This window comes from Leadbetterella byssophila DSM 17132, assembly GCF_000166395.1.
Taxonomy (GTDB): Bacteria; Bacteroidota; Bacteroidia; order Cytophagales; family Spirosomataceae; genus Leadbetterella; species Leadbetterella byssophila.
The window spans coordinates 3119305-3141142 of sequence record NC_014655.1 but is presented as its reverse complement, the minus strand read 5'-3'; the positions used below and the strand labels follow the sequence as shown (position 1 = coordinate 3141142).

The following is a 21838-nucleotide window of genomic DNA, read 5'->3' as shown; positions in this document are numbered from 1 at the left end:
ATTGTACTTTTCAATGTCTCACTTGCTTTTTACTTAGATCAGCAGAGCCTTATTTAAAATTATTATAAATAAATCTTGCGACAAGGGCGCGATTCTTCATAGTTTTGCTTAATTTTTAATTAGTCTAAATTAATTTAAGTCAAAATGAGAAGTTTTTTACTCTGTTTACTGACCTTGACTGCTCAGGCGCAGCACATTAAACTGAGTGGAACCATAAACGATACCAAAGAACCAATCGTTGGTGTACGCGTTTCTGCCTTTGACCAGTTTTGCCTTACAGATAATGATGGAAATTTCACTTTGTATGTTCCACCCGGAAACATCAGAATCCTATTCGAACATATCTCTTATGAAGCAAAAACATTAGAATTCGGAAGTAAGCAAGACTTTCATATAGGACAAATTCAACTATCCCCCAAAGTTCTGGATGAAATTGTAGTTACCGGTCAACACTCTGCCCAATCCCTGCGAAACTCCGTGTACAACGTACGAGTAATAGGTCCGGAATTAATCCGATTACGTGGAGCCACTAACCTACAGTCTATTCTCAGTACCGAATTAGGTATGCGCTTTTCCAATGACCTCACATTAGGAACCTCTGATATAGAATTAATGGGAATGTCCGGTCAAAATGTAAAAATTCTATTAGATGGGATACCTCTTTTGGATAGAGGTTCTACTCGAGAAAGCCTAGGGCAAATCGATATTTATAATGTTGAAAGGATTGAAATTGTAGAAGGACCTATGTCTGTAAGCTATGGATCTGACGCCTTAGCCGGAGTAATTAACATCATAAGTAAGCAGCCTCAAGATTTTAGTTTATCAGCAAAAATACAGGAAGAAACTGCTGGAAAAGAATATAACTTATTCCAGAATAAAGGCGCGCACTATAGTTCGCTTCAAATGAGCAAATCCATCAAAAATATAGAAACTGCCTTAGGATTTACCAGAAATTTTTTCGGAGGATATCAAGGGAAAGCAGAGGGAAGAAAAAAAGATTGGATGCCTAAAGAACAATATTTAGGTTTTGCCCAAATAGGTTATAAGGCCAAGAATGGAAATATATGGTACCGCTTTAATGGCACTGATGAAACCTTAAAATCTTTAGGAAATATATATATCAACACGAACACCCAAAATCCAAACGCCACTGATCAATATTATATAAGCAAACGCTGGTTCCATCAGTTGCAAGGACAAGCTGAAATCAATTCCAAAACCACTCTCACTATATCAGCATCCTATACAGACTATCAAAGAAACACTCAGACCACAGATATAGATCTCCTCACAAAGAGAAGAACTTTATCTACCTTCGGGAATCAAGACGAAGCAAAAAATAATCAGGCCTTTTTACGTTTGATGGGATTGCATCAATTCCGGCCCGACATCTCTTTCCAACACGGCGTAGAATTAAATCTAAGCTCTGCATCGGGTGAAAGAATAACGGGAACCCCAAATATTAACGATTATTCCTATTTCGCATCAGTAGAATATAATGTAAACAAGAGGCTAAAATTCAGACCTGGCTTCCGAACCATCTATAATTCCGTATATGATGCCCCGCCATTGATTCCATCTATTCATACAAAATGGCAGATTTATAATAATTTAGACCTTAGACTAGCTTACTCTAGAGGCTTTAGGTCGCCTGCGCTCAGAGAATTATATTTCACATTCTTTGACGCTAGTCACTCCATAAAGGGGAATAAAGACCTACAAGCAGAAACTTCGGATAGCTTTAACGCTTTTTTGACTTTCCAAAAGCATAGAACTTACAAATCCACATTGGGACTCTTCTATAATCAATTCAAGAATCTAATCACCTTAGGTATTGATCCAAGTGACCCTTCCCTGAATACTTATCTAAATATAGACAAACATAAAACAACAGGTTTGACCTTTAACCAAAATCTTATTTTTAAAAATGCAACTATTACACTGGGCCTTTCAGAGATAGGTAGATATAACCAACTGGAAGGGAAAGATTTTCTATTTAGCACCGAAATAAACAGTACCATTATATACAAAATCCCCAAATGGAAAGCCTCTGCAAATTTGTATTACAAGTACACAGGAAAGTTGCCTAGATATGTTGCGGAAAATATAAACGGAGAGATCAAAGCCAGACAAACGAAATCAGAAGATTACCATATAGCTGATCTAACATTTAATAAACAACTAGGGAAAAACCTCGAATTAATATTAGGAGCCAAAAACCTTTTTAACATCACCAATATCAGAAATAATAATGCGACAGGAGGAGATGCGCATTCCACCGGCACAAGCCTTCCTCTGTCCTATGGTAGATCTTTCCTCTTTTCCATCAAAGCACAAATTTTTTAATCATATGAAAAAACTTATCTTACCACTCTTAGTAATAGGACTATCATCCTGCAGTGATGATAAAATCGAACGCCCTGATAATTTCCTTAATTTTAAAACCAATCAAGTAGGTTTAAGCGGAGAAAGCTCAGTAGTAGACCTACAATTGACCCAGGCCCATGATGAGGAAATACAAATCCAAATCAACTTTCTAGGCAATGGCGTAGAATATGGAAAACATTTCACTACTGAGCCCTCCGGCACAGGTAATGCCCTACATCTAACGATTCCAAAAGGAAATGCCGGCACATCTTTCAAGATTATTCCTATAGCAGGAGTTTTATTTAAAGGTACGGAAACCATAGATTTCACCCTTTCAACAGTAAGCTCTCCTATTATTGTAGGTTCTACAAAAAACCTCAAATTAACGTTTTCTAGCATCATCTCAGAGGGAAGCCAAATGACCCTGGAAAGTAAAACCTCTGAATCAAACTATACTAATAATGTATATGTAGACTTCAGTGCTAATACTACACATTTAAGCGGCAGAAAAGATTGGAATCTAGGATTTACTAATGACCAAAACTTCAGAGTAATCCTCAATCACTCTCTTCAAACCACCGCTGCCGCTACTACCCAAACTGATATTACAAAGGTTTCATTAGCTGATACCGCTACCACTCCGGACATCTACATTTCTACTGCTAGAATAACAGATCCAAATACCACAAGCCTCGTAGATAGTTGGGACGGAGACTTAAACAAAACCGTATTTGCGGAAGTCTCAGCAACTGAAAATAAAGTTTATCTAGTGGCATTTGAAGGAAAAAATTCACCAAAAACTTCTTGGTACAAAGTAAAGGTTGAAAGGAGTGGCAATGGATATAAGGTCCAATACGCGCCAATAGGTGACAATAATATCAAAACAGTTGAAATCCCAAAAAATCAGAATACTACACTCAGTTACTTATCATTTGACAAAGGACAAGTCAACAATGTAGAGCCTACAACCTGGGATATTCAATACGGCTACAGCACCTACGATTCCGGAATGAAAACACCATACTGGTTTCAAGATTTTATCCTTTTGAATTATTTAGGGGGTGCTGAAGCGGCAGAGATTTCTAATATTAGTTATGAAAACTATACAGAAACACATATTGCATCCACCACATTCTTAAAAACCCGTGACGCCATAGGTAGTAAATGGAGAATAACCACCGGAGCGAATGCAGGGATCGTTAAAGATAAATTTTACATCATAAAAGATCCTGACGGCAACTATTATAAACTACGTATTTTAAGTTTTGGTGTAGGTTCAGGCGAAAGAGGTAAACCCGTTATAGAATATAAATTGGTTAAGAAAGGATAAGGATAAACAGCCCGAATAATTCGGGCTGTTTTTGATTTAGAAACTATTCCTTATTTAAACTTGTTCTAAAGAAAAGACATGAGAGATGGTAATAAAGAAGGAACCTACGTTATACGATCAAGCGCGTGAGGTGTTGGACTCGAAGATCGAAGAAATGGGATTACGAAAAACGCAGGAGCGCTATCGTATTTTGGAGGAAATCTATAAGAGAGAAGACCATTTCGAAATAGAGGATCTATTTGATTCCATGTTACAACAAAACTTCAATGTGAGCAAAGCCACAGTATATAATGTAGTGGAATTGCTAACAGAGATAGGTCTGGTCATCCGCCACAACTTTGGAAATAAGAACGCGGCCAGATACGAAAAGGCATTCGGAAGAAGGCAACACAGCCATATCATTTGTACTAAATGCAATAAAGTGGTAGAATTCTGTGACCCTAGGTTACTATTGATCCAAAATACTGTAGAAAAATACAGTGGAATCACCATCAAGGATCACTCTCTGGTTTTCTATGGAGTTTGTGATAACGAATCCTGCCAAAAGAAATGAGTAAGCCGGATTTTCCCTCCTCTTCAGTCTTCCTTTGCAGAGGTAGCAAATGCGGAAAACATAAAGACTTTAGAAAGGCACTAAAAGCTGTTTGCAAAGAACTTCCGGAGACGGAATTATTCTATATAGAATGCACGGATCGTTGCAGCTTTGCCCCCGTACTAAGCATACAACCACAAAACCTTTGGCTACATGAAACATCCGTAGCTGATATCCCTAAAATTCTGGATATTCTCAAGCCATAAATTCTACTCAAAAAAATTTACTTCCAAAAGGAACATTAATCGCGCAATTTCCTTCGCTCCTTACCCCTAAGAACAAAATAAAATCTAGGATTTCCTTTATAATTCAATAGTATTTTTTTTATAAATAATAGCACGTTTGTAAGATTGATATTAATCTGTAAGTTTGCATAAAAATAAAAGTCATCAATGAGTTATAAAGAACCGGCACCCATTCCGGATGTAGAGAATCCACTGGATTCCATGATGTCACGTTTTAATGCTGCTATCAAAATTTTGGGACTTCCTGATGAAATGTATGACATACTAAAGGTACCAGCCAGACAAGTGATTGTAGGCTTACCGGTCACCATGGACGATGGAAGAATCAAAGTTTTTGAAGGTTACAGAGTAATCCACTCTACTATACTAGGCCCTGGAAAGGGTGGTGTACGTTTAGATCCAGGTGTTACCTTAGACGAAGTTAGAGCATTAGCAGCCTGGATGACTTGGAAATGTGCGGTGGTAGATATACCATATGGAGGTGCAAAAGGTGGGATTGCATGTAATCCTAGAGAGATGTCTGCCGGCGAGATTGAGCGTTTAATGAGAGCCTATACCTTAGGGATGCTAGACATCTTTGGTCCGGACAAAGACATTCCGGCTCCAGATATGGGTACGGGCCCAAGAGAAATGGCATGGCTCATGGATGAATATTCCAAAGCCAAAGGTATGACTACTCATGCCGTAGTGACCGGAAAACCATTAGTTCTAGGTGGATCTTTAGGAAGGACTGAAGCTACAGGTCGCGGAGTAACCGTTTCTGCCATCTCTGCCATGGAAAAATTAAAACTTAATCCTTATAGAGCCACAGCCGCCGTACAGGGATTTGGTAATGTAGGTTCAAATGCTGCCTTACTATTGAAAGAAAGAGGTGTAAGTATTGTAGGGATTAGTGACGTATCCGGAGCATACTACAATGATAAAGGAATTGATATAGAAAAAGCTATAGAATACCGTAACCAAAACAACGGCATTCTGGAAGGCTTCGATGGAGCAGAACCAATTCCGGCAGAAGATTTATTGTTCCTACCGGTAGACTTATTAGTTCCCGCTGCAAAAGAAGATGTAATCACTAAACACAATGCCTCCAAAATACAGGCTAAACTAATTGTTGAGGGGGCTAACGGACCAACCTCAGCTACTGCAGATGATATCATCAATGACAAAGGCATCATGGTAGTTCCAGATATTCTGGCAAATGCAGGAGGGGTAACTGTATCTTATTTCGAGTGGGTACAAAACAGAATGGGATACAAATGGCCGTTAGATAGAATCAATAGAAGAAGTGATAGAGTAATGAAGGATGCCTTCAACAATGTATATGCTACTTCTGAAAAATATAACGTTAACCTGCGCCTGGCAGCTTATATCTTAGCCATAGATAAGGTTTCCAGCTCGTATAAATTCAGAGGTGGATACGGTTGATCCGAAACACCATTGAATAATTTAAGACTTATGCCAAGAAGGCATAAGTCTTTTTTATTTTACCTTTGTGTACCACTTCCATTGGATATGACAAAATTAAAAGACTCAGTATTTTGGATCACAGGTGCATCCTCCGGCATAGGCGAAGCTACTGCAATCGCAGCTGCCCAAAAAGGAGCCAAATTAGTATTATCAGCAAGACGCAGAGACGAACTTGAAAGGGTAAAATCCCTCCTGGGAAATACGGAAGTACTTGTTTTACCTCTTGATATGGAAAAGCTGGATGAGATACAGCCGGCCGTGGATCAGGTAATGGCACACTTCGGAAGAATAGACCTGCTTTTTAATAACGCAGGTATATCCCAAAGATCCAGTGTAATGGACACCAAATTTGAGGTCTTTGAAAGAATAATGCATCTCAACTACTTATCCGTAGTGGCGCTCACCAAAGCCGTCTTACCTATCATGGTAAAACAAAACAGTGGTCATTTACTGGTCACCAGTAGCTTATCCGGAAAGTTAGGCTCACCCATGCGTGCGGGATATTGCGGTTCCAAACATGCACTACACGGTTTTTTTGACGCTTTGCGTGCCGAAGTATATAATCACCACATCCAGGTGCTGATGGTGTGTCCGGGTTATATCAAGACAAACATTTCCATAAATGCCATGTCAGCTGATGGAAGTAAACATGGTAAAATGGATGAGAACCAAAACCATGGCATTTCCCCCGAAGAATGTGCCAATAGAATCATCAATGCCATTGAAAACAATAAGCAGGAAATCTATATTGGCAAGAAAGAAGTCATGGGAGTGTATCTAAAGAGATTTTTCCCTGCTTTACTCAACAAAATAGTACGTAACCAGGCCCCAAAATAATGAAAAAGAATCTTTTCATCGTCAGACATGCAACGGCAGAAGATATTGGAAACCTCACAGTGGTGAGAGATTTCGATAGAGAATTAGTTTCCAAAGGGATCATGGAAGCGGCCAAACTGGGAAAGGCTCTTTCAGAGTACTTCCCTGAAATTCAAGCCATCTACTCCAGTGGAGCGGCTAGAGCACTTTCCACCGCTACTATTGTTGCAGAGCAGATTAAATTTGATACCGAAAAGATTGAGATCAAAGATGCCCTATACGGAAGCGGCCCCCGAGGCTATTTGGAGGTGCTAAATACCATCCCTGATGAAATACAGAATGCCATGATCGTAGGTCATAATCCTGATATTTCTTACTTCGCAGACTATCTCACCAGAGATGATGTAGGCGGAAGCATGAAGAAAGCCTCTTTAATTCATTTAGGCTTTGAAGGATTTCAATGGAACGAACTTTCACAACACTTGGGTGGTTTTATTAATAGATTAGAGGGTTCCCATTGAAAAACAATAAGCTATTTCGCATCATCTTTTTCATTTTTCTGCTCATTGTCATTATACTATTGATTGACATGGCTAGGCAGACTACTCCACCGTGGGAAAAAGCCCCAGTACAAAAAGAGCGTTGATATGAAGTATTGCCTATTTTTGGCCGCATTGTTCTTATTTTCTTGTAATAACGTCACAAAGAAAGAGTATCAAAATCCGGAGGTACAATGGGGAGAGCTCTATAAGGATATAGAGGCTGCCGGTATATTCGAAAACCCAAAAGAATTTTGGGACGCTGCTCCTAAAGGTAAAGCAGATAAACTTCTTCCTTTTTATTTAGAGACAAAAAATGAGCCTGACTTCAACCTCAAGAAGTTTGTTGAAGCTTACTTAGTGGTACCTGACTATTCAAAACCCTATAAAAAATCAGATCTCCCCTTTGAAGAATACGTTCAGCAATCTTTTGCTTCCTTACTAACCCGTCCAAAAGATGACGGGGGTTCCTTGATACCCACACGTATGCGTTACGTACAAGGCGGAGGAATGTTTCCGGAATACAATTATTTCAGCTCCTATTTCGGAGTGAAGGCTTATCTAGCTCAAGGCCAGGATAGCTTAGCTACAGATTTGACCACAAACGCCTTCCAATTCATTCAGGACTACGGATATGTACCCTACGGGAACCGTTCCTATTACTTAGGATTTACAGGTTTCCCTATGCTCTCCATGATGGCGGAGGCAATAAGCGAAGCAAATCCAAAAATGCTGCCCTGGTTTGGAAATTTAATGGCTCGGGATTACCAAAATTGGATGCAAGGTAAAACAGCTATTCCCCTGAATGAGGGAAAAGTCCTTAATAGATTCTTTTCCGAAGGAAAGGCCAATGCTTATATAGATCTACACAAACTTACAGAGTGGAAAGGAAGCAGCAGGTACCTGGTAAATGGGAAACCTGAAATTCAAGACTTTCTACCTATAGATCTTAACGCCGTACTATATCAGTTCGAACAGGTCTTAGCAGCTTCCTTTGAAGCTAAAGGCAGAAAAGAATATACAAACAGCTATTCCAACCTAGCTAAAATCCGTAAAGAACTGTTCGACCAGTATTTTTACAATGCCGAAAAAGGTTTCTATTATGATTACGACTATGTTCGTAAGAAAGCATCTAATTCGGAGACATTAGCTGCAGTATTCCCCTTAGTGGTAGGAATGAGCTCGGAGACTCAGGCAAAAACTGTACTTGAAAAATTGGAAAATAGTTTTCTTACTCCTTACGGATTAAAGGATGATACCAGCCTGAAATTCGGTTCAGCAGAGATGAACTACTTAGCTTATTTGGCTTGCAAAAAGTACAAAAATGAAAACTTAGCAGCTAAGATAAAGGACAGGTGGATTCAATTAAATAAAGCCTATTACGCCGAAAACGGACATATTTTAAGAAAATACAATCTGGAATCTCCTCTTACTACAGATAAAACTCCGGAAAGACTTGACGCCGCTTTAGCTATTCTTCAGCTCTTTTTGCTAGATTAGTGTTATGATAAAGGCATTGGTACTTGGTGCAACGGGCTTGGTGGGTAGTGAATTACTAAGACTACTGTTGGAAGATCCGTACTTTGATCAAGTAGAGGTCTGGTCAAGACGATCAATAGATATACGGCATCCCAAGCTTATGGTAAAGGTCTTAGACTTTAATCAGATCCCTGAAACGGATGCACAAATCATCTATTCTTGCCTTGGCACTACAAAAGCGAAAACACCTAACGTTGATGAGTATCGAAGGCTAGAGGTGGAAATCCCTATCGAAATCGCACGAAAGGCCACTCGTCTTCAACAATTTCACTACATTTCTTCCATTGGTACTTCAAGTAAAGCCAAAGGATCTTACTTAAAAAACAAGTGGGATGCTGAAGAAGGCTTAAGGAAACTTACTATAGAATCCTTACATATCTATAGACCTTCTCTCATCTTTGGCCAAAGAAATGAAAAAAGAACTTTAGAAGGAATAAGTAACATACTATTCAAATGGCTGGATCCACTATTAGCTAATAGTAATTACAGGAGAATTGCAGGTAGCACCATAGCCGCAGCCATGTTGAAATTATCAAAATCAAGTAAAAAGGGCGCTTTTATTCATGAGTCCAAAGAAATTGCAAGAATCTAATTATTTTTGTCTATAAATACTTCAATACATTGAATACTACTATTGTCGCTACAGGTTCGGCTATGCCGGAAAGGCGAATCAAGAACAGTTATTTTCTAGATAGAAAATTCTTAAATGAAGACGGAACTCCTATGACTAAACCGGTGGAGGAGATTGTAGCTAAGTTAGAGCAGATAACCGGAATAAAGGAAAGAGGATACATTTCTGAAACGGGAGATTCCCTTCCTTTGCTCACTGCAGGTGCCGAAGACGCCATTAAGAATTGGGGCAAAGACAGAAACGAGATAGATGGAATCATTGTAGCGCACAATGCAGGAAATATGTTGGAAGGTCGTCATGGCTTTCATACCGTTCCCAATCTCGCTGCACTATTAAAAAATCGTTTGGGCATTACAAACCATGAATGCTTTGCGTATGATATTCTATTTGGTTGTCCGGGATGGGTGCAGGGTGTCATTCAAGCGAATCAAGCCATACAGAACGGAGACGCGAATAATGTATTAGTAGTAGGGTTAGAAGTGGCTTCACGCCTTTTGGATCCGTATGACTTGGACTCCATGATTTTGGCGGACGGTTGCGGCGCTGCTATCATCAGTAAAGGTGAAAAACAGGGAATCATATCTTACGCCACATTTTCTCATGCCCAAGATGATGTATCCTGCATCTACTTAAGTAAATCTTACAACAAGGAGTGGGATGACCGTACACTATTTAAAATGAATGGTAAAGATGTATACAAATATGCCACCACATGGGTCCCTCAAGTCATCAAAAAAGCTCTAGATAAAGCAGGACTTGATGCCTCAGATGTAGACATGTTCCTATTCCATCAGGCAAATGGCAAAATGCTACATGCTTTTGCAAACCACCTGGCAGCCTTATACAATATAGAAGGCTTGAATTTTGATGGTAAGATACCCACAACCATAGAATTTACGGGTAATACTTCTGTAGCTACCATTCCCACCATGTTAGACTTAATTTTAAAAGGCAACTTAGGTGACTATAAAATTACTCCCGGCATGAAAGTGGTATTCGCATCTGTAGGTGCTGGGATGCACTGTAATGCCTTGGTTTACCAATTCTAAAACATGAAACAGAAGCAGATCTTCTTTGACATATACAAGAATTTCTCCACCAGGAGAATGATCATGCTTTCTGTTTTATCCCTATTTGTCATAGGAGTACTCTTCTATTTCAATCAGATAAGTAAAGCCTTAGAAGAAAGGGAAAAGGCCTATGTAGATTTATATGCCAAGGCCATAGCCTTTTTAATAGAGAGTGGGGACGAATGTGATTATACCTTTATTGCTGAGATTATACAGGCAAACACTACCGTCCCTGCCATCCCATCTTTAGGAGGAGTTCCTAACCGACCGGTTAATATTCCCGAATTAGAAGACCCAAATAGAACTTGGACAGATCAGGAAAAAGTGGAATTCCTGGAAAAGAAGATGGAAGAAATGAAGGCTCAAAATGAACCTATACCCTTCCATATTGGAGAAGAAGAAGGCTATGTTTACTACGCTAACTCTACTACGCTCAAGACTTTACGATTCTTCCCTTATATCATCTTAATTACCTTATTCCTTTTCGGAGGATTAGCTTACATTTCCTATTCCTCTTCCAGAAAAGCGGAACAAAACAGGGTTTGGGTGGGATTAGCCAAAGAGACTGCCCACCAATTAGGCACCCCTATCTCCGGACTGATGGGCTGGATTGAAGTTTTAAAAACCTACCCTGACTTCGACCAAAACATAGGAAAGGAAATGATGAAGGATGTACAGCGTTTAGAGACCATCACGGCAAGGTTCTCTAACATAGGAAGTGAACCTACAAAGCGCTCCGAAAATATTGGCGAATTAATAGAGACTACTGTAGAATATTTAAAGAAAAGAATCTCTACAAAGATCCAATGGTCTATTGATAATCGTCTGAAAGAACCCTACTATAAAGATGTAAACAGGCATTTGATCGAGTGGGTGATTGAAAACATCTGTAAAAATGCCGTAGATGCTATGGCAGGTGTAGGCCAACTAAATATCACCATATCTAGAATGCCAAATCAGAAGATTAGAATAGACATTCAAGACTCGGGTAAGGGTATGAGCTTGGCGGTTCAAAGAAATATCTTCAATCCCGGTTACTCCACCAAAAAGAGAGGGTGGGGCTTAGGCCTCACACTGGCAAAACGCATTGTGGAAACCTACCATGACGGTAAATTATACGTTTATAGATCCGAGGTAGGGAAGGGCTCTACCTTTAGAATGATCATATAACATAATAAACTGGCTTATTCGTAATAATTAAAAATAAGCCTTATAACCTTAATTTATAAAAACTTAAGCTCCCAGAAAGTCTACACATTTCAGCCTTTCTCCATGAAATAAGGAGGAAGAATGAAATGATTCTGTATTTTTGTTTTTACTTATCTTTTCTGTCGATGACGCACCATACCCTGAAACTCAAAAAGCCTCTGGCAATTATAGACCTGGAAACGACGGGTGTAAACATTACCAGAGACAGAATAGTTGAGATCTGCATAGCAAAGGCTAATTTAGATGGTACTGTAGAAACCAGGACCAAAAAAGTCAACCCTACAATTCCAATACCACTTGAAACTAGCCTAATTCATGGTATTTACGACGAGGATGTAGCAAACGAACCCACATTCAAACAATTGGCTAGATCCTTAGCCCAATTTTTGGAAGGTTGTGATCTAGCAGGGTTTAACAGCAACAGGTTTGATATACCTATGCTAGTGGAGGAATTTTTGAGAGTCGACAGTAATTTATTTGACATAAAAAATAGAAAACTAATAGATGTTCAGCGCATCTTCCATTTAATGGAACCGCGAACGCTGTCAGCTGCTTATAAATTCTATTGTCAAAAGACTTTAGAAAATGCTCACAGTGCAGAAGCAGATACTTTAGCCACTCTTGAAGTACTTTGTGCTCAAGTAGAAAGGTACGAAGGCGTCACCATCAAGGACGACAAAGGCGTTGAATATGAGCCAGTAAAAAATGACATTGACGAACTGCATAAACTGACATCCAGCACTCTGGTTGACTTCGCACAAAGAATGACCTTAGACAAAAACGGCGAGGTGGTATTCAATTTTGGGAAGAATGCAGGCAAGCGAGTAGTGGATGTTTTAGAGAAGGAACCCCAATACTACGATTGGATTATGAACAGTGATTTCCCGTTAGATACCAAGCGTAAGCTGACAGAAATTAAGTTGAAAATGAAAAAGTAAAATACTAATTTTGCAAGCTATTTGTAAGAAAATCTCTACAAAAAACTATGTTTCAAGGCAGTACAGAGAACATTCCGGAAATCTTTACCCAGATTCCCCTCATTAATATAGTACAACTGGCTACTATCCTATTCATAATAGGTATTGTAGGTGTACTCATCCGTAGAAATGCCATTATCATCTTGATGTCCATAGAGTTAATGCTCAATGCAGTAAACCTGCTTTTGATAGGTTTTTCCTCTTATATGTCAGACGCTCATGGTCAAATCTTCGTATTTTTTATAATGGCGGTAGCTGCCGCGGAAGTAGCAGTAGGTCTAGCCATTATAGTGATGATTTATAGAAACATCCGAACCATAGACATAGGATTATTTAACAAATTAAGAGGATAAAGTATGAGCATATCATTACTTATTTCACTAATACCGCTTATTCCTTTTATTGGCTTTTTGATTAACGGCCTTGGATTCAAGCGTATACCTAAGACTCTTGTACCCCTAATAGGAACAGGAGCTTCATTACTTTCTTTCCTTTGTGTTTTAAACACATACTTACAGTTCACCGGAGAGCCTATCGTTGTAAGGCTATTTGATTGGATTTCTATCGCCCAATGGTCCATTGGCTTTAGTTTCCAGATTGATCAATTATCCTTGATCATGCTCTTTGTGATTACGGGTGTAGGTACATTGATTCACGGGTATTCTGCCGGGTACATGAAACATGATGAAGGCTATGGAAAGTTCTTTGCATACTTGAACCTCTTCTTGTTCTCCATGATCCTTTTGGTATTAGGAGGCAACTACTTGATGATGTTTATCGGTTGGGAAGGAGTTGGACTTTGTTCTTACCTACTTATTGGTTTTTGGAACTCTAATACTAACTATGCCAATGCCGCCAGAAAAGCATTCATCATGAACAGAATTGGGGACTTAGGCTTTTTAATCGGAATTTTCCTTCTGCTTTCCACTTTTGGAACTCTAGAATATGGAGAAGTATTCAATTCCGCCAAAGGCCTGCAGATAGGTGCCCCAATCATCACCGCCATCACTTTAGCTCTTTTCGTAGGAGCAATGGGTAAATCTGCTCAGATTCCATTGTTCACATGGTTACCAGACGCTATGGCCGGCCCTACTCCAGTTTCTGCTTTGATTCACGCGGCTACCATGGTGACCTCAGGTATTTATATGATCGTTAGATCAAATGTATTATATACCTTAGCTCCTTTTACTTTAGAAGTAGTGGCATGGGTAGGTTTAGCTACAGCTTTACTTGGAGCATTAATTGGCTTATATCAAAACGATATTAAGAAGGTCCTGGCTTACTCCACTGTGAGCCAATTGGGCTATATGTTTATTGGTCTTGGAGTTATGGCTTACAGCTCCGGTCTATTCCATGTGATTACACACGCCTTCTTTAAGGCACTCTTATTCTTGGGTGCTGGTAGTGTGATCCACGCCATGAGTGATGATCAAGACATCAGAAATATGGGAGGTCTATGGTCGAAAATAAAGATTACTGCCATAACATTCCTCATAGGAACTATAGCTATATCAGGTATACCGCCTTTTGCCGGTTTCTTCTCTAAAGACGAGATTTTGGCACATACCTTTGAACATAATAAAGTAATGTGGATACTTGCAGTTGCAGGTTCATTCCTTACAGCATTCTATATGTTCCGCCTTTTCTTCGTAACATTTACAGGGAAATTTAGAGGTACTGAAGAACAAGAACATCATTTACATGAGTCTCCATCCAGCATGACTATCCCATTAATAGTCTTAGCAGGATTATCCATTATAGGTGGTTTTATAGGAATGCCTGTTGTATTGCATGCTCCTCACTACCTCAATGAATTCTTAAGCCCTATATATGAAGGATCTAGACAGGTTCTTCCCGGATTCGGAGAAGTTAATTTATCCCATAGCACAGAGTGGATGCTAATGGGCATATCTGTGGCAGTAGCGGTGGTAGCTATACTCCTTTCCTATAATGTATTTGGCAAAGGTCAAAAAGTACCTGGAGAAGATTACTCAGGTTTGAAAAAATGGATATACGATAAATTCTATATAGACGAGGCCTACAATGCCGTTTTCGTAAACCCTATGACCAAGTTCTCTACTTGGTTAGGTAACGCTATGGAAAACACCGTTTTTGGTGGAATCATTAACGGCATTTACCGTTTGGTTACCGGATCTAGCGGAGTTTTACAAAGACTTCAGACGGGTAATATTGGAACCTATATAGCATTGATCACCTTAGGTGTGATCATCATCTTTGGAATTAGTGTAGGATCAGAAGTTTGGGCTTCTCTTAAATCTATTAGCAAATAAGCGATGTTAACACTTATACTTTTAATACTGCCTTTGATATCCGGCTTACTATTATGCTGGAATAAGAATGAAGGATTGGCTAAAAGTGCAGCCATAGCTATTAGTTTAGCTCAAATTGGAATCTTCTGTTTGATTACTCCTGAAAATAGCTCAGTAGTATATCAATGGCTTCCTGAATTCAATATTGGATTTAAATTAGGCATGGACGGCCTGTCCAAATTAATGACAGGACTTACTGTGGTAGTTTCTGCCTTAATCATACTAGCTACTCAAGGACTTTCTTATGACAAAAAGTCGAAATTATTAGGCTTAATTCTTCTAACAGAAGCAGCCTTAATTGGAGTATTTACAGCTCAGGATGGTTTCGTGTTCTATTTCTTCTTTGAAATTGCCCTTGTACCGGTATATCTAATAGCAAACCTTTGGGGTGGAAAAGGAATCTCGAAGATCTCTCTGAAGATGTTTATTTATACGGTCTTCGGAAGTTTATTCATGTTAGTGGCTTTCGTAGTACTTTATATATTCTCATCTGGTTCAGAATTAAGTGCTTTAGCACAGGTATCTGAAAAATTACGACCAAGTTTAAATTATTTCTTATTCTGGGCGTTTTTCCTTGCTTTTGCTATCAAGTCACCTCTATTCTTATTCCATGGATGGCTTCCGGATGCATATAGCAAATCTCCTACACCGGCTACTATGTTATTGTCCGGATTATTATCCAAAATGGGTATTTACGGAATCATAAGAATTCTACTTCCATTGGCTCCGGTAGGTTGGGAAAAATACTCTTGCTTAGTAATCTATTTAGCAGTGATTGGCTTAATCTATGGCTCTATCATTGCCATCCGTCAATCTCATGTCAAGCGTTTGGTAGCTTACTCTTCCTTCGCTCACATGGGACTTATGGCAGCAGCAGCCCTTATAGGTAGCGCTGCAGGCATTCAAGGTGCCAGCTTCCAGATGGTGGCTCACGGCTTTAGTGCTGTTGGATTATTCTATGTAGCAAAAATCATCTTCGATAAAACAGGAAGCAGAAACCTCCAAGATTTAGGAGGTATGGCGAAAAGAGCTCCAAAATTAGCTACTCTTTTCCTTGTGGTTCTATTAGGAAGTGTGGGTTTGCCACTTACAAACGGCTTCGTGGGTGAATTCTTAATGCTGAAATCTGTCTTTGACTTTAATACTGGTTTAGGAATTTTAGCCACCACTAGCATCATCTTAGGTGCTGTCTATTTATTAAGACTCTACCAAAAGACCATGTTTGGACCGGCTACTGCATTTACTGAGAATATCGAAGACATTGGAGCAAAAGAATTAATGGTATTAGTACCTATAGCATTGATTATTATAATAACTGGAGTATTACCTAACGGATTGCTGGAACTGAGTGCAGCATTGGTTAAATAAGAGATTTGATATGTATCCTATCATCGTTTTATCAGTTACAGGTTTATTAACCCTATTCTTAGGACTTGAAAATCCTAAATCCAAATGGATAGCTCCTGGAACGCTATTCTTCTTACTTGTAGCACTTGCAAGTAACGCTTTAGACTGGAATGCTCCCGGACATTATTTCAATGCCATGATAGAAGTCAATAACTCTATCATACTAATTGAATCACTAATCATACTGACTACATTCTTTATCGTAATATTAAGTACAGGTCAATTTGAGGATGAGAATGCACACCCTGCTGAATACTATGCCTTAATGCAGTTCAGTGTAGTGGGTGCCTTGATCATGGCTAGCTTCTCAAACCTGTTGATGTTATTCTTGGGACTTGAGATCTTATCCATTGCACTATATGTGTTGACTGGAAGTGATAAGACTAATTTGAGAGGAAATGAAGCCTCCCTTAAGTATTTCTTAATGGGATCATTTGCTACAGGTATTCTTCTGTTCGGAATCGCTATGCTTTATGGATCTACAGGATCCTTTGATATACATGCCGGTTCAAACTTAATCCAGGCACATCCTACAGCTAAAGTATTATTCTTTGTAGGGATAGTGTTTACTGTGATAGGTCTATTATTTAAGATCTCGGGAGCTCCGTTCCACTTCTGGACTGCTGACGTTTACCAAGGTGCCCCTACTATCTTTACAGCCTTCATGGCTACCGTAGTTAAAACAGCTGTGGTTTTTTCCCTATACAGATTATTAGCTACAGGATTTGGATTTGAGTTTAATTTATGGTCCAAAGTACTTTTCGTAGTGATTGCCTTAAGCTTAATTATTGGCAACCTAACTGCGGTGATGCAAGATAACTTCAAGAGATTATTAGCGTTCTCCAGTATTTCTCAAGCCGGTTTCTTATTAATGGGATTAGTAGGAATAAACGAAAGAACATTCGTCAACTTAGGATATTATTCAGCTAGTTATGTACTTGCTACCATTGCAGGTTTAGGAGTGCTAATGATCGTTTCTCGCCAAACCATCAAAGATGGTAGACCTAACGAAAATGTAGAAGTATTCAATGGTTTATTCAAAAACAAACCAGGATTAGCTATAGTATTGTTCATAGCCATGCTATCCCTTTCGGGAATTCCATTGACTTCAGGTTTTTGGGCAAAATTCTTTGTTTTCACAGATGCCTTAAGAACCGGACACTTATGGGTATTGGTACTGGCTATTATGATGTCAGCGGTTTCTCTATATTACTATTTTAAACCAGTAGTGGCCGCATTCAAAAGCGGAGAAGAAAGAGAAATTGAAGTAAAACCATTACATGCAGGATTGTTATATGTCACAGCAGCATTAATCGTAATACTAGGTGTTGCCCCTCAAATCTTTAGAGCATTATTCATTTAGTATTTTTTAAGAACTTTTAAGGCGAAATATTGAAATATTTCCTCAAAACATAGTCTAAACAAAGGATTCTTAAAAAATACTTTAAGTTTTTTTTAAGAAAACTTGCAGGTCTCCTTAAAAAGTTCTTAAATTTGTTCAACGATTTAACAATAAACAATCTCTAAAAATGAAAAAAGTATTTGGTCTTTTAATGGTAGCTACAATGGTAGCATTTACAGCTTGTACTAAAACTGCTGAAACTGCTGAAGAAGAAGCAACTGCAACTGTAGAAGAAGCTGCTGCTGCTGTTGATTCAGCTGCTGCTGTTTTAGATTCAGCTGCTGCTGCAACTGTTGATTCAGTTCAAGCTGCTAACTAATTCCTAAACGAATTACGAAAAAGCCTTATCTTGCGATAAGGCTTTTTTTGTTTATGAACGCACCATACATTAGTACAGATTTTTCCATTTCTCTGGAACCCGTTACAGTTGAACCATTAACGAATGGGAAACAATTATACACCCTTCATTCCTCCCAACTAGAAGTATTCAAACTGGAATTAATTTATCCTTTCGGTCTACTCTCCTTAAATACACTAGAAGAAGGGCACTTCTTGCCTAGACTCATGCTGTTAGGGACGAAGCAAAAAACTGCATATGAAATAGCAGAATCCTTAGAAATGCTCGGAGGGTTTCTGGACATACAAATGGGCTATCAGAGAACTTCTGTAACCCTTCACGGACTTTCTAAATATTTCAATCAATACTTGCCCCTTCTTCTAGAAATCATACTAGAACCCACATTCCCTGCTACGGAGGCAGATGTACTACTTCAAGCTGCCCTGCAAAACATACAAGTTGAACGAAAAAAGACAAGCTTTTCAGCCAACAAGCATTTTAAAAGCATTATCTACTCCAATCACCCCATCTTAGGACGTGTTGCGGAAAACTTTGACCAGGTTATGAATTTGGAGCCTTTACATGCCTCCACTTTCTTAAAATACGGTTGCGACCTATTCCTAACCGGAAATTTTTCAGCATCAGACCTCAATACTTTGAGGGAATTTTACCATCACCTACCGGTGGATAAAAGTACGAATTACGATAATTATCCTACTCCCAGTACTCCTGTACAAAAACACATCCCTCTGGAAGAAAGCATACAAAGTAGTATTATCATAGGTAAGAGACTCTTTAATAGGAAACACCCTGACTTCATTCCATTTTTAGTGGCCAACACCCTCTTTGGAGGATATTTTGGAAGCCGACTTATGAAAAACATACGTGAAGAAAAAGGCCTGACCTATGGAATTTCTTCCTCCCTAAGTCCCAATGGACCGGATGGAGTATGGTCAATACGAGCAGAAGTGAACAAAGAAAAGATGCAAAAGGCCATCATAGCTATCCAAAATGAAATGGATATCCTAAAAACAACCGCCCCTAATCAGGATGAACTTCAAATGGTAAAAAACTACCTGCTTGGAAATATATTAAGCGGAACAAATACACTCTTCGATATTATGGATAAACATAAGGCTTTAAAATTTGAAGAGTTACCATCTGATTTCTATTCAAATATGAACAAGAAGATACAAGCGGTAGACGAAGCGCAAGTAGTAGAGATTATAAACAAATATTTCAACAATTATACTACCGTTATAGCGGGATAAAAATGGGCAGAATACTTGCAATAGATTATGGGAAAGTCCGCACAGGACTTGCAGTCACTGATCCATTACAGATCATAGCTACTGCATTAGAGACCGTCAAGACGGACCAATTGATTAACTATCTGGAAAGATACATCCAAAACGAAGAAGTAGATGCATTGGTACTCGGATTACCCCTTAGCTTAAGAAGTGAAGATACTCCTACCACTACTATGGTTAGAAGTTTCGGAGAGGTATTAAAAGACAAATTTCCCGATCTCCCTCTTCACTTTATAGACGAAAGATTTACCTCTAAAATGGCTTCAGACACCCTGATTTCCTCAGGAGTTAAAAAGAAGGACAGAAAAGTGAAAGGAAATACAGACTTAATCAGTGCTGTTATCATACTTCAAAGCTATTTACAAAGTAAGGGGTTACCCAGATGAGTAACCCCTTAATCTTATTGTTCATATCCCGGATTTTGCTTTAACTTCAAGTTCCGGTTCATCTCATCCCGGTGAATGGGTAGGAAATACATCTTGTCTAACCATCTCCTATCCTCAATAGATCCTATTTCCTGAACGGTGTACGTATAATCATAATTATCTGTATCATACTTATAGAGCGTCACGGTTTTGCCAGGCTTCAAGGTTCCCTTGATACTGATAAATTTAATTTTCGCACCTACAGTAGTGGAAGCAATCATCCATCTACGAATATCATGATATCTATGTGCCTCAAATGAAAGCTCAATCAGTCGCTCGTTCCTATACCTTTCTCTGAGTGCATTTCCTGTATCTGTAATAGCAGGCATACCTGCTCTAAAACGGATTTTATTTAACCACGTTCTTGCCTCAGCTTCTTCACCTAATTCTATACAAGCTTCCACATAATTTAGAACAGCTTCCGTATATCGTAATATAGGCCATGGAATTTCTTGTCGGGTATTCTGATGCTCAAATGCCGGATTATCATCTAAGAACTTCCGCATATAATAGCCTGTCCGTGTACCATTCCAGTCCTCCACAGAACTTAAGCGCGTATCCAGTCCGTTATAGGCTACTTTAGTTCCCCCTGCACCGGACACCTCATATTGGCCGGTCTGAATTTGGCTGGCAGGATCCTTTGCTAAAACATCGGCGGTTCTTTTCTTCCAATCTGCCCCATCATAAAGCACACTTGAATAGAACCTTGGATCGCGATTCTTATAAGGAGCTCCTGCATGAGCAGCATTAGTCCAACTAAATTTGGTACCGTCCGCCATCTCAAAAGCATCTACAAACTGTTGAAGAGGAGTATTTCCTGCCCAGTTATGATAACCGTTAGGCCCATTATATAGACCTATATCCCCACCGGATTCCCTCTTAAGATTAGTGAAGAATCTACCCAAGATCATTTCTGCTTCCCCTCCATTACGAGAGTAGGCTATGTTCTTGAAATTCTGTCTGCCCTCATCAGCACTAACAGGCGAGGCTAAATCCAGTTTATACTGGTGGGCAGTTACATCTAAAACAGCCTTTGCCGCGGCCTTAGCCTTTTGCCACCTTTCCGTTCTAGATCCTGTACTCAAAGTGAGATATTCAGGGTTAGCATAAGCTGCTAAGGCGGTGGACTTCCCTTTTGCCGTATTCAAATCTAGCAAATCTGACGCAGCATAGGTCAGAACCCTGGATTTTAATGCAAGAGCTGCGGTAGCCGTGGCTCTACCCTTTTCTACACTTATGCCCGTAAGTAAAGTAGCTGCATCATCCAAGTCCTTCACTATAAAGTTAACACACTCCTCCATAGTATTCCTTGGAAGCTCATAATCTGCCTCTCCCAATTCGTAAGGACGATCGACGATAGGAACAGCTCCATAAAATCTGATCAACTGATGATAAAGGAATGCCCTCATAAACTTAGCCTCTCCCATTAACTTATTGACCAAATTACCCGAACTGGTGAATTGAGGCGCACTCAAATTTTTAATAGCAATATTAGCAGCACGAATACCTCTATACATATTGCCCCATTCATGGGTATAGTTAACCCAACCAATATCAGCAGGATTAGACCTAGATTCGGTGATAGTAGTAATCCCCCTACCGGTGTGAGTAAACATGGCTTCGTCACTTAATGCTGCCAGCATTTGCTCATCAAAACCACCTTGACCGAACCATGTATAAATATTGACAACAAACCTTTCAGATAAAACAGGATCTGTCCATACAGCCGACTCAGAAACCTGATCTAAGGGCTGGGTGTTCACAAAATTATCATTACAGCCAGTATGGATAAAAGCTAATCCTCCTAGCAGTAGCATGTGTTTTATATATTTCTTCATTTTGCTC

General features: G+C 39.2%; 19 protein-coding genes. 18 read left to right on the top strand and 1 reads right to left on the bottom strand.

The features are described from left to right. Positions 1-144: 144 nt before the first annotated feature. The 18 genes from LBYS_RS13960 (at position 145) to ruvX (ending at position 19954) form a co-directional block, all read left to right on the top strand. A complete protein-coding gene (locus LBYS_RS13960) occupies positions 145-2346 on the top strand; it encodes a TonB-dependent receptor (RefSeq protein ID WP_013409493.1) in 2202 nt (733 codons plus the stop codon). 4 nt (positions 2347-2350) lie between these two features. Next, the gene (locus LBYS_RS13955) at positions 2351-3697 is read left to right on the top strand and encodes an HmuY family protein (RefSeq protein ID WP_013409492.1); all 1347 of its coding nucleotides are present in this window, start codon (positions 2351-2353) and stop codon (positions 3695-3697) included. A gap of 85 nt (positions 3698-3782) precedes the next feature. After that, positions 3783-4250 (top strand): Fur family transcriptional regulator, encoded by a 468-nt coding sequence (locus tag LBYS_RS13950; protein WP_013409491.1) that lies wholly within the window; start codon positions 3783-3785, stop codon positions 4248-4250. Between the two features lie 431 nt (positions 4251-4681). Next, positions 4682-5959 (top strand): Glu/Leu/Phe/Val family dehydrogenase, encoded by a 1278-nt coding sequence (locus LBYS_RS13940; RefSeq protein ID WP_013409489.1) that lies wholly within the window; start codon positions 4682-4684, stop codon positions 5957-5959. 87 nt (positions 5960-6046) lie between these two features. Continuing rightward, a complete protein-coding gene (locus LBYS_RS13935) occupies positions 6047-6838 on the top strand; it encodes an SDR family oxidoreductase (protein WP_041823740.1) in 792 nt (263 codons plus the stop codon). After that, the gene (locus tag LBYS_RS13930; RefSeq protein ID WP_013409487.1) at positions 6838-7338 is read left to right on the top strand and encodes a SixA phosphatase family protein; all 501 of its coding nucleotides are present in this window, start codon (positions 6838-6840) and stop codon (positions 7336-7338) included. The genes LBYS_RS13935 and LBYS_RS13930 overlap by 1 nt, the downstream gene beginning before the upstream one ends. A 126-nt stretch (positions 7339-7464) precedes the next feature. Beyond that, entirely contained in the window at positions 7465-8856 is a 1392-nt protein-coding gene (locus tag LBYS_RS13925; RefSeq protein WP_013409486.1) for a trehalase family glycosidase, read from the top strand. A 4-nt stretch (positions 8857-8860) separates the two neighbouring features. Beyond that, entirely contained in the window at positions 8861-9487 is a 627-nt protein-coding gene (locus tag LBYS_RS13920; RefSeq protein WP_013409485.1) for a Rossmann-fold NAD(P)-binding domain-containing protein, read from the top strand. Between the two features lie 29 nt (positions 9488-9516). Beyond that, positions 9517-10575 carry a 3-oxoacyl-ACP synthase III family protein gene (locus LBYS_RS13915; RefSeq protein WP_013409484.1) on the top strand — a complete coding sequence of 353 codons (1059 nt, stop codon included), beginning with the start codon at positions 9517-9519 and terminating at the stop codon, positions 10573-10575. A 3-nt stretch (positions 10576-10578) separates the two neighbouring features. Then, positions 10579-11766, top strand: coding sequence for a sensor histidine kinase (locus tag LBYS_RS13910; protein ID WP_013409483.1), 1188 nt, complete (start codon positions 10579-10581; stop codon positions 11764-11766). A gap of 164 nt (positions 11767-11930) precedes the next feature. Then, the gene (locus LBYS_RS13905) at positions 11931-12743 is read left to right on the top strand and encodes a 3'-5' exonuclease (RefSeq protein WP_013409482.1); all 813 of its coding nucleotides are present in this window, start codon (positions 11931-11933) and stop codon (positions 12741-12743) included. 47 nt (positions 12744-12790) lie between these two features. Continuing rightward, the gene (nuoK, locus tag LBYS_RS13900; RefSeq protein ID WP_013409481.1) at positions 12791-13135 is read left to right on the top strand and encodes an NADH-quinone oxidoreductase subunit NuoK; all 345 of its coding nucleotides are present in this window, start codon (positions 12791-12793) and stop codon (positions 13133-13135) included. A gap of 3 nt (positions 13136-13138) precedes the next feature. Continuing rightward, positions 13139-15073: an NADH-quinone oxidoreductase subunit L gene (nuoL, locus tag LBYS_RS13895; RefSeq protein WP_013409480.1), complete on the top strand. Its 1935-nt coding sequence runs from the start codon at positions 13139-13141 to the stop codon at positions 15071-15073. Positions 15074-15076: 3 nt separating this feature from the next. After that, positions 15077-16480, top strand: coding sequence for a complex I subunit 4 family protein (locus LBYS_RS13890; protein WP_013409479.1), 1404 nt, complete (start codon positions 15077-15079; stop codon positions 16478-16480). Between the two features lie 10 nt (positions 16481-16490). Beyond that, complete coding sequence (locus LBYS_RS13885; protein ID WP_013409478.1) at positions 16491-17882, top strand: NADH-quinone oxidoreductase subunit N; 1392 nt, start codon at positions 16491-16493, stop codon at positions 17880-17882. Positions 17883-18048: 166 nt separating this feature from the next. Continuing rightward, positions 18049-18240: a hypothetical protein gene (locus LBYS_RS13880; RefSeq protein ID WP_013409477.1), complete on the top strand. Its 192-nt coding sequence runs from the start codon at positions 18049-18051 to the stop codon at positions 18238-18240. 53 nt (positions 18241-18293) lie between these two features. Then, positions 18294-19529: a M16 family metallopeptidase gene (locus LBYS_RS13875; RefSeq protein WP_013409476.1), complete on the top strand. Its 1236-nt coding sequence runs from the start codon at positions 18294-18296 to the stop codon at positions 19527-19529. 2 nt (positions 19530-19531) lie between these two features. After that, on the top strand, positions 19532-19954 hold the full coding sequence (ruvX, locus tag LBYS_RS13870) for a Holliday junction resolvase RuvX (RefSeq protein ID WP_013409475.1): 423 nt from the start codon (positions 19532-19534) through the stop codon (positions 19952-19954). A 14-nt stretch (positions 19955-19968) separates the two neighbouring features. Here the strand turns inward: ruvX and LBYS_RS13865 are convergent, their stop codons facing one another. Beyond that, positions 19969-21831, bottom strand: coding sequence for a RagB/SusD family nutrient uptake outer membrane protein (locus LBYS_RS13865; RefSeq protein WP_013409474.1), 1863 nt, complete (start codon positions 21829-21831; stop codon positions 19969-19971). Positions 21832-21838: the final 7 nt, after the last annotated feature.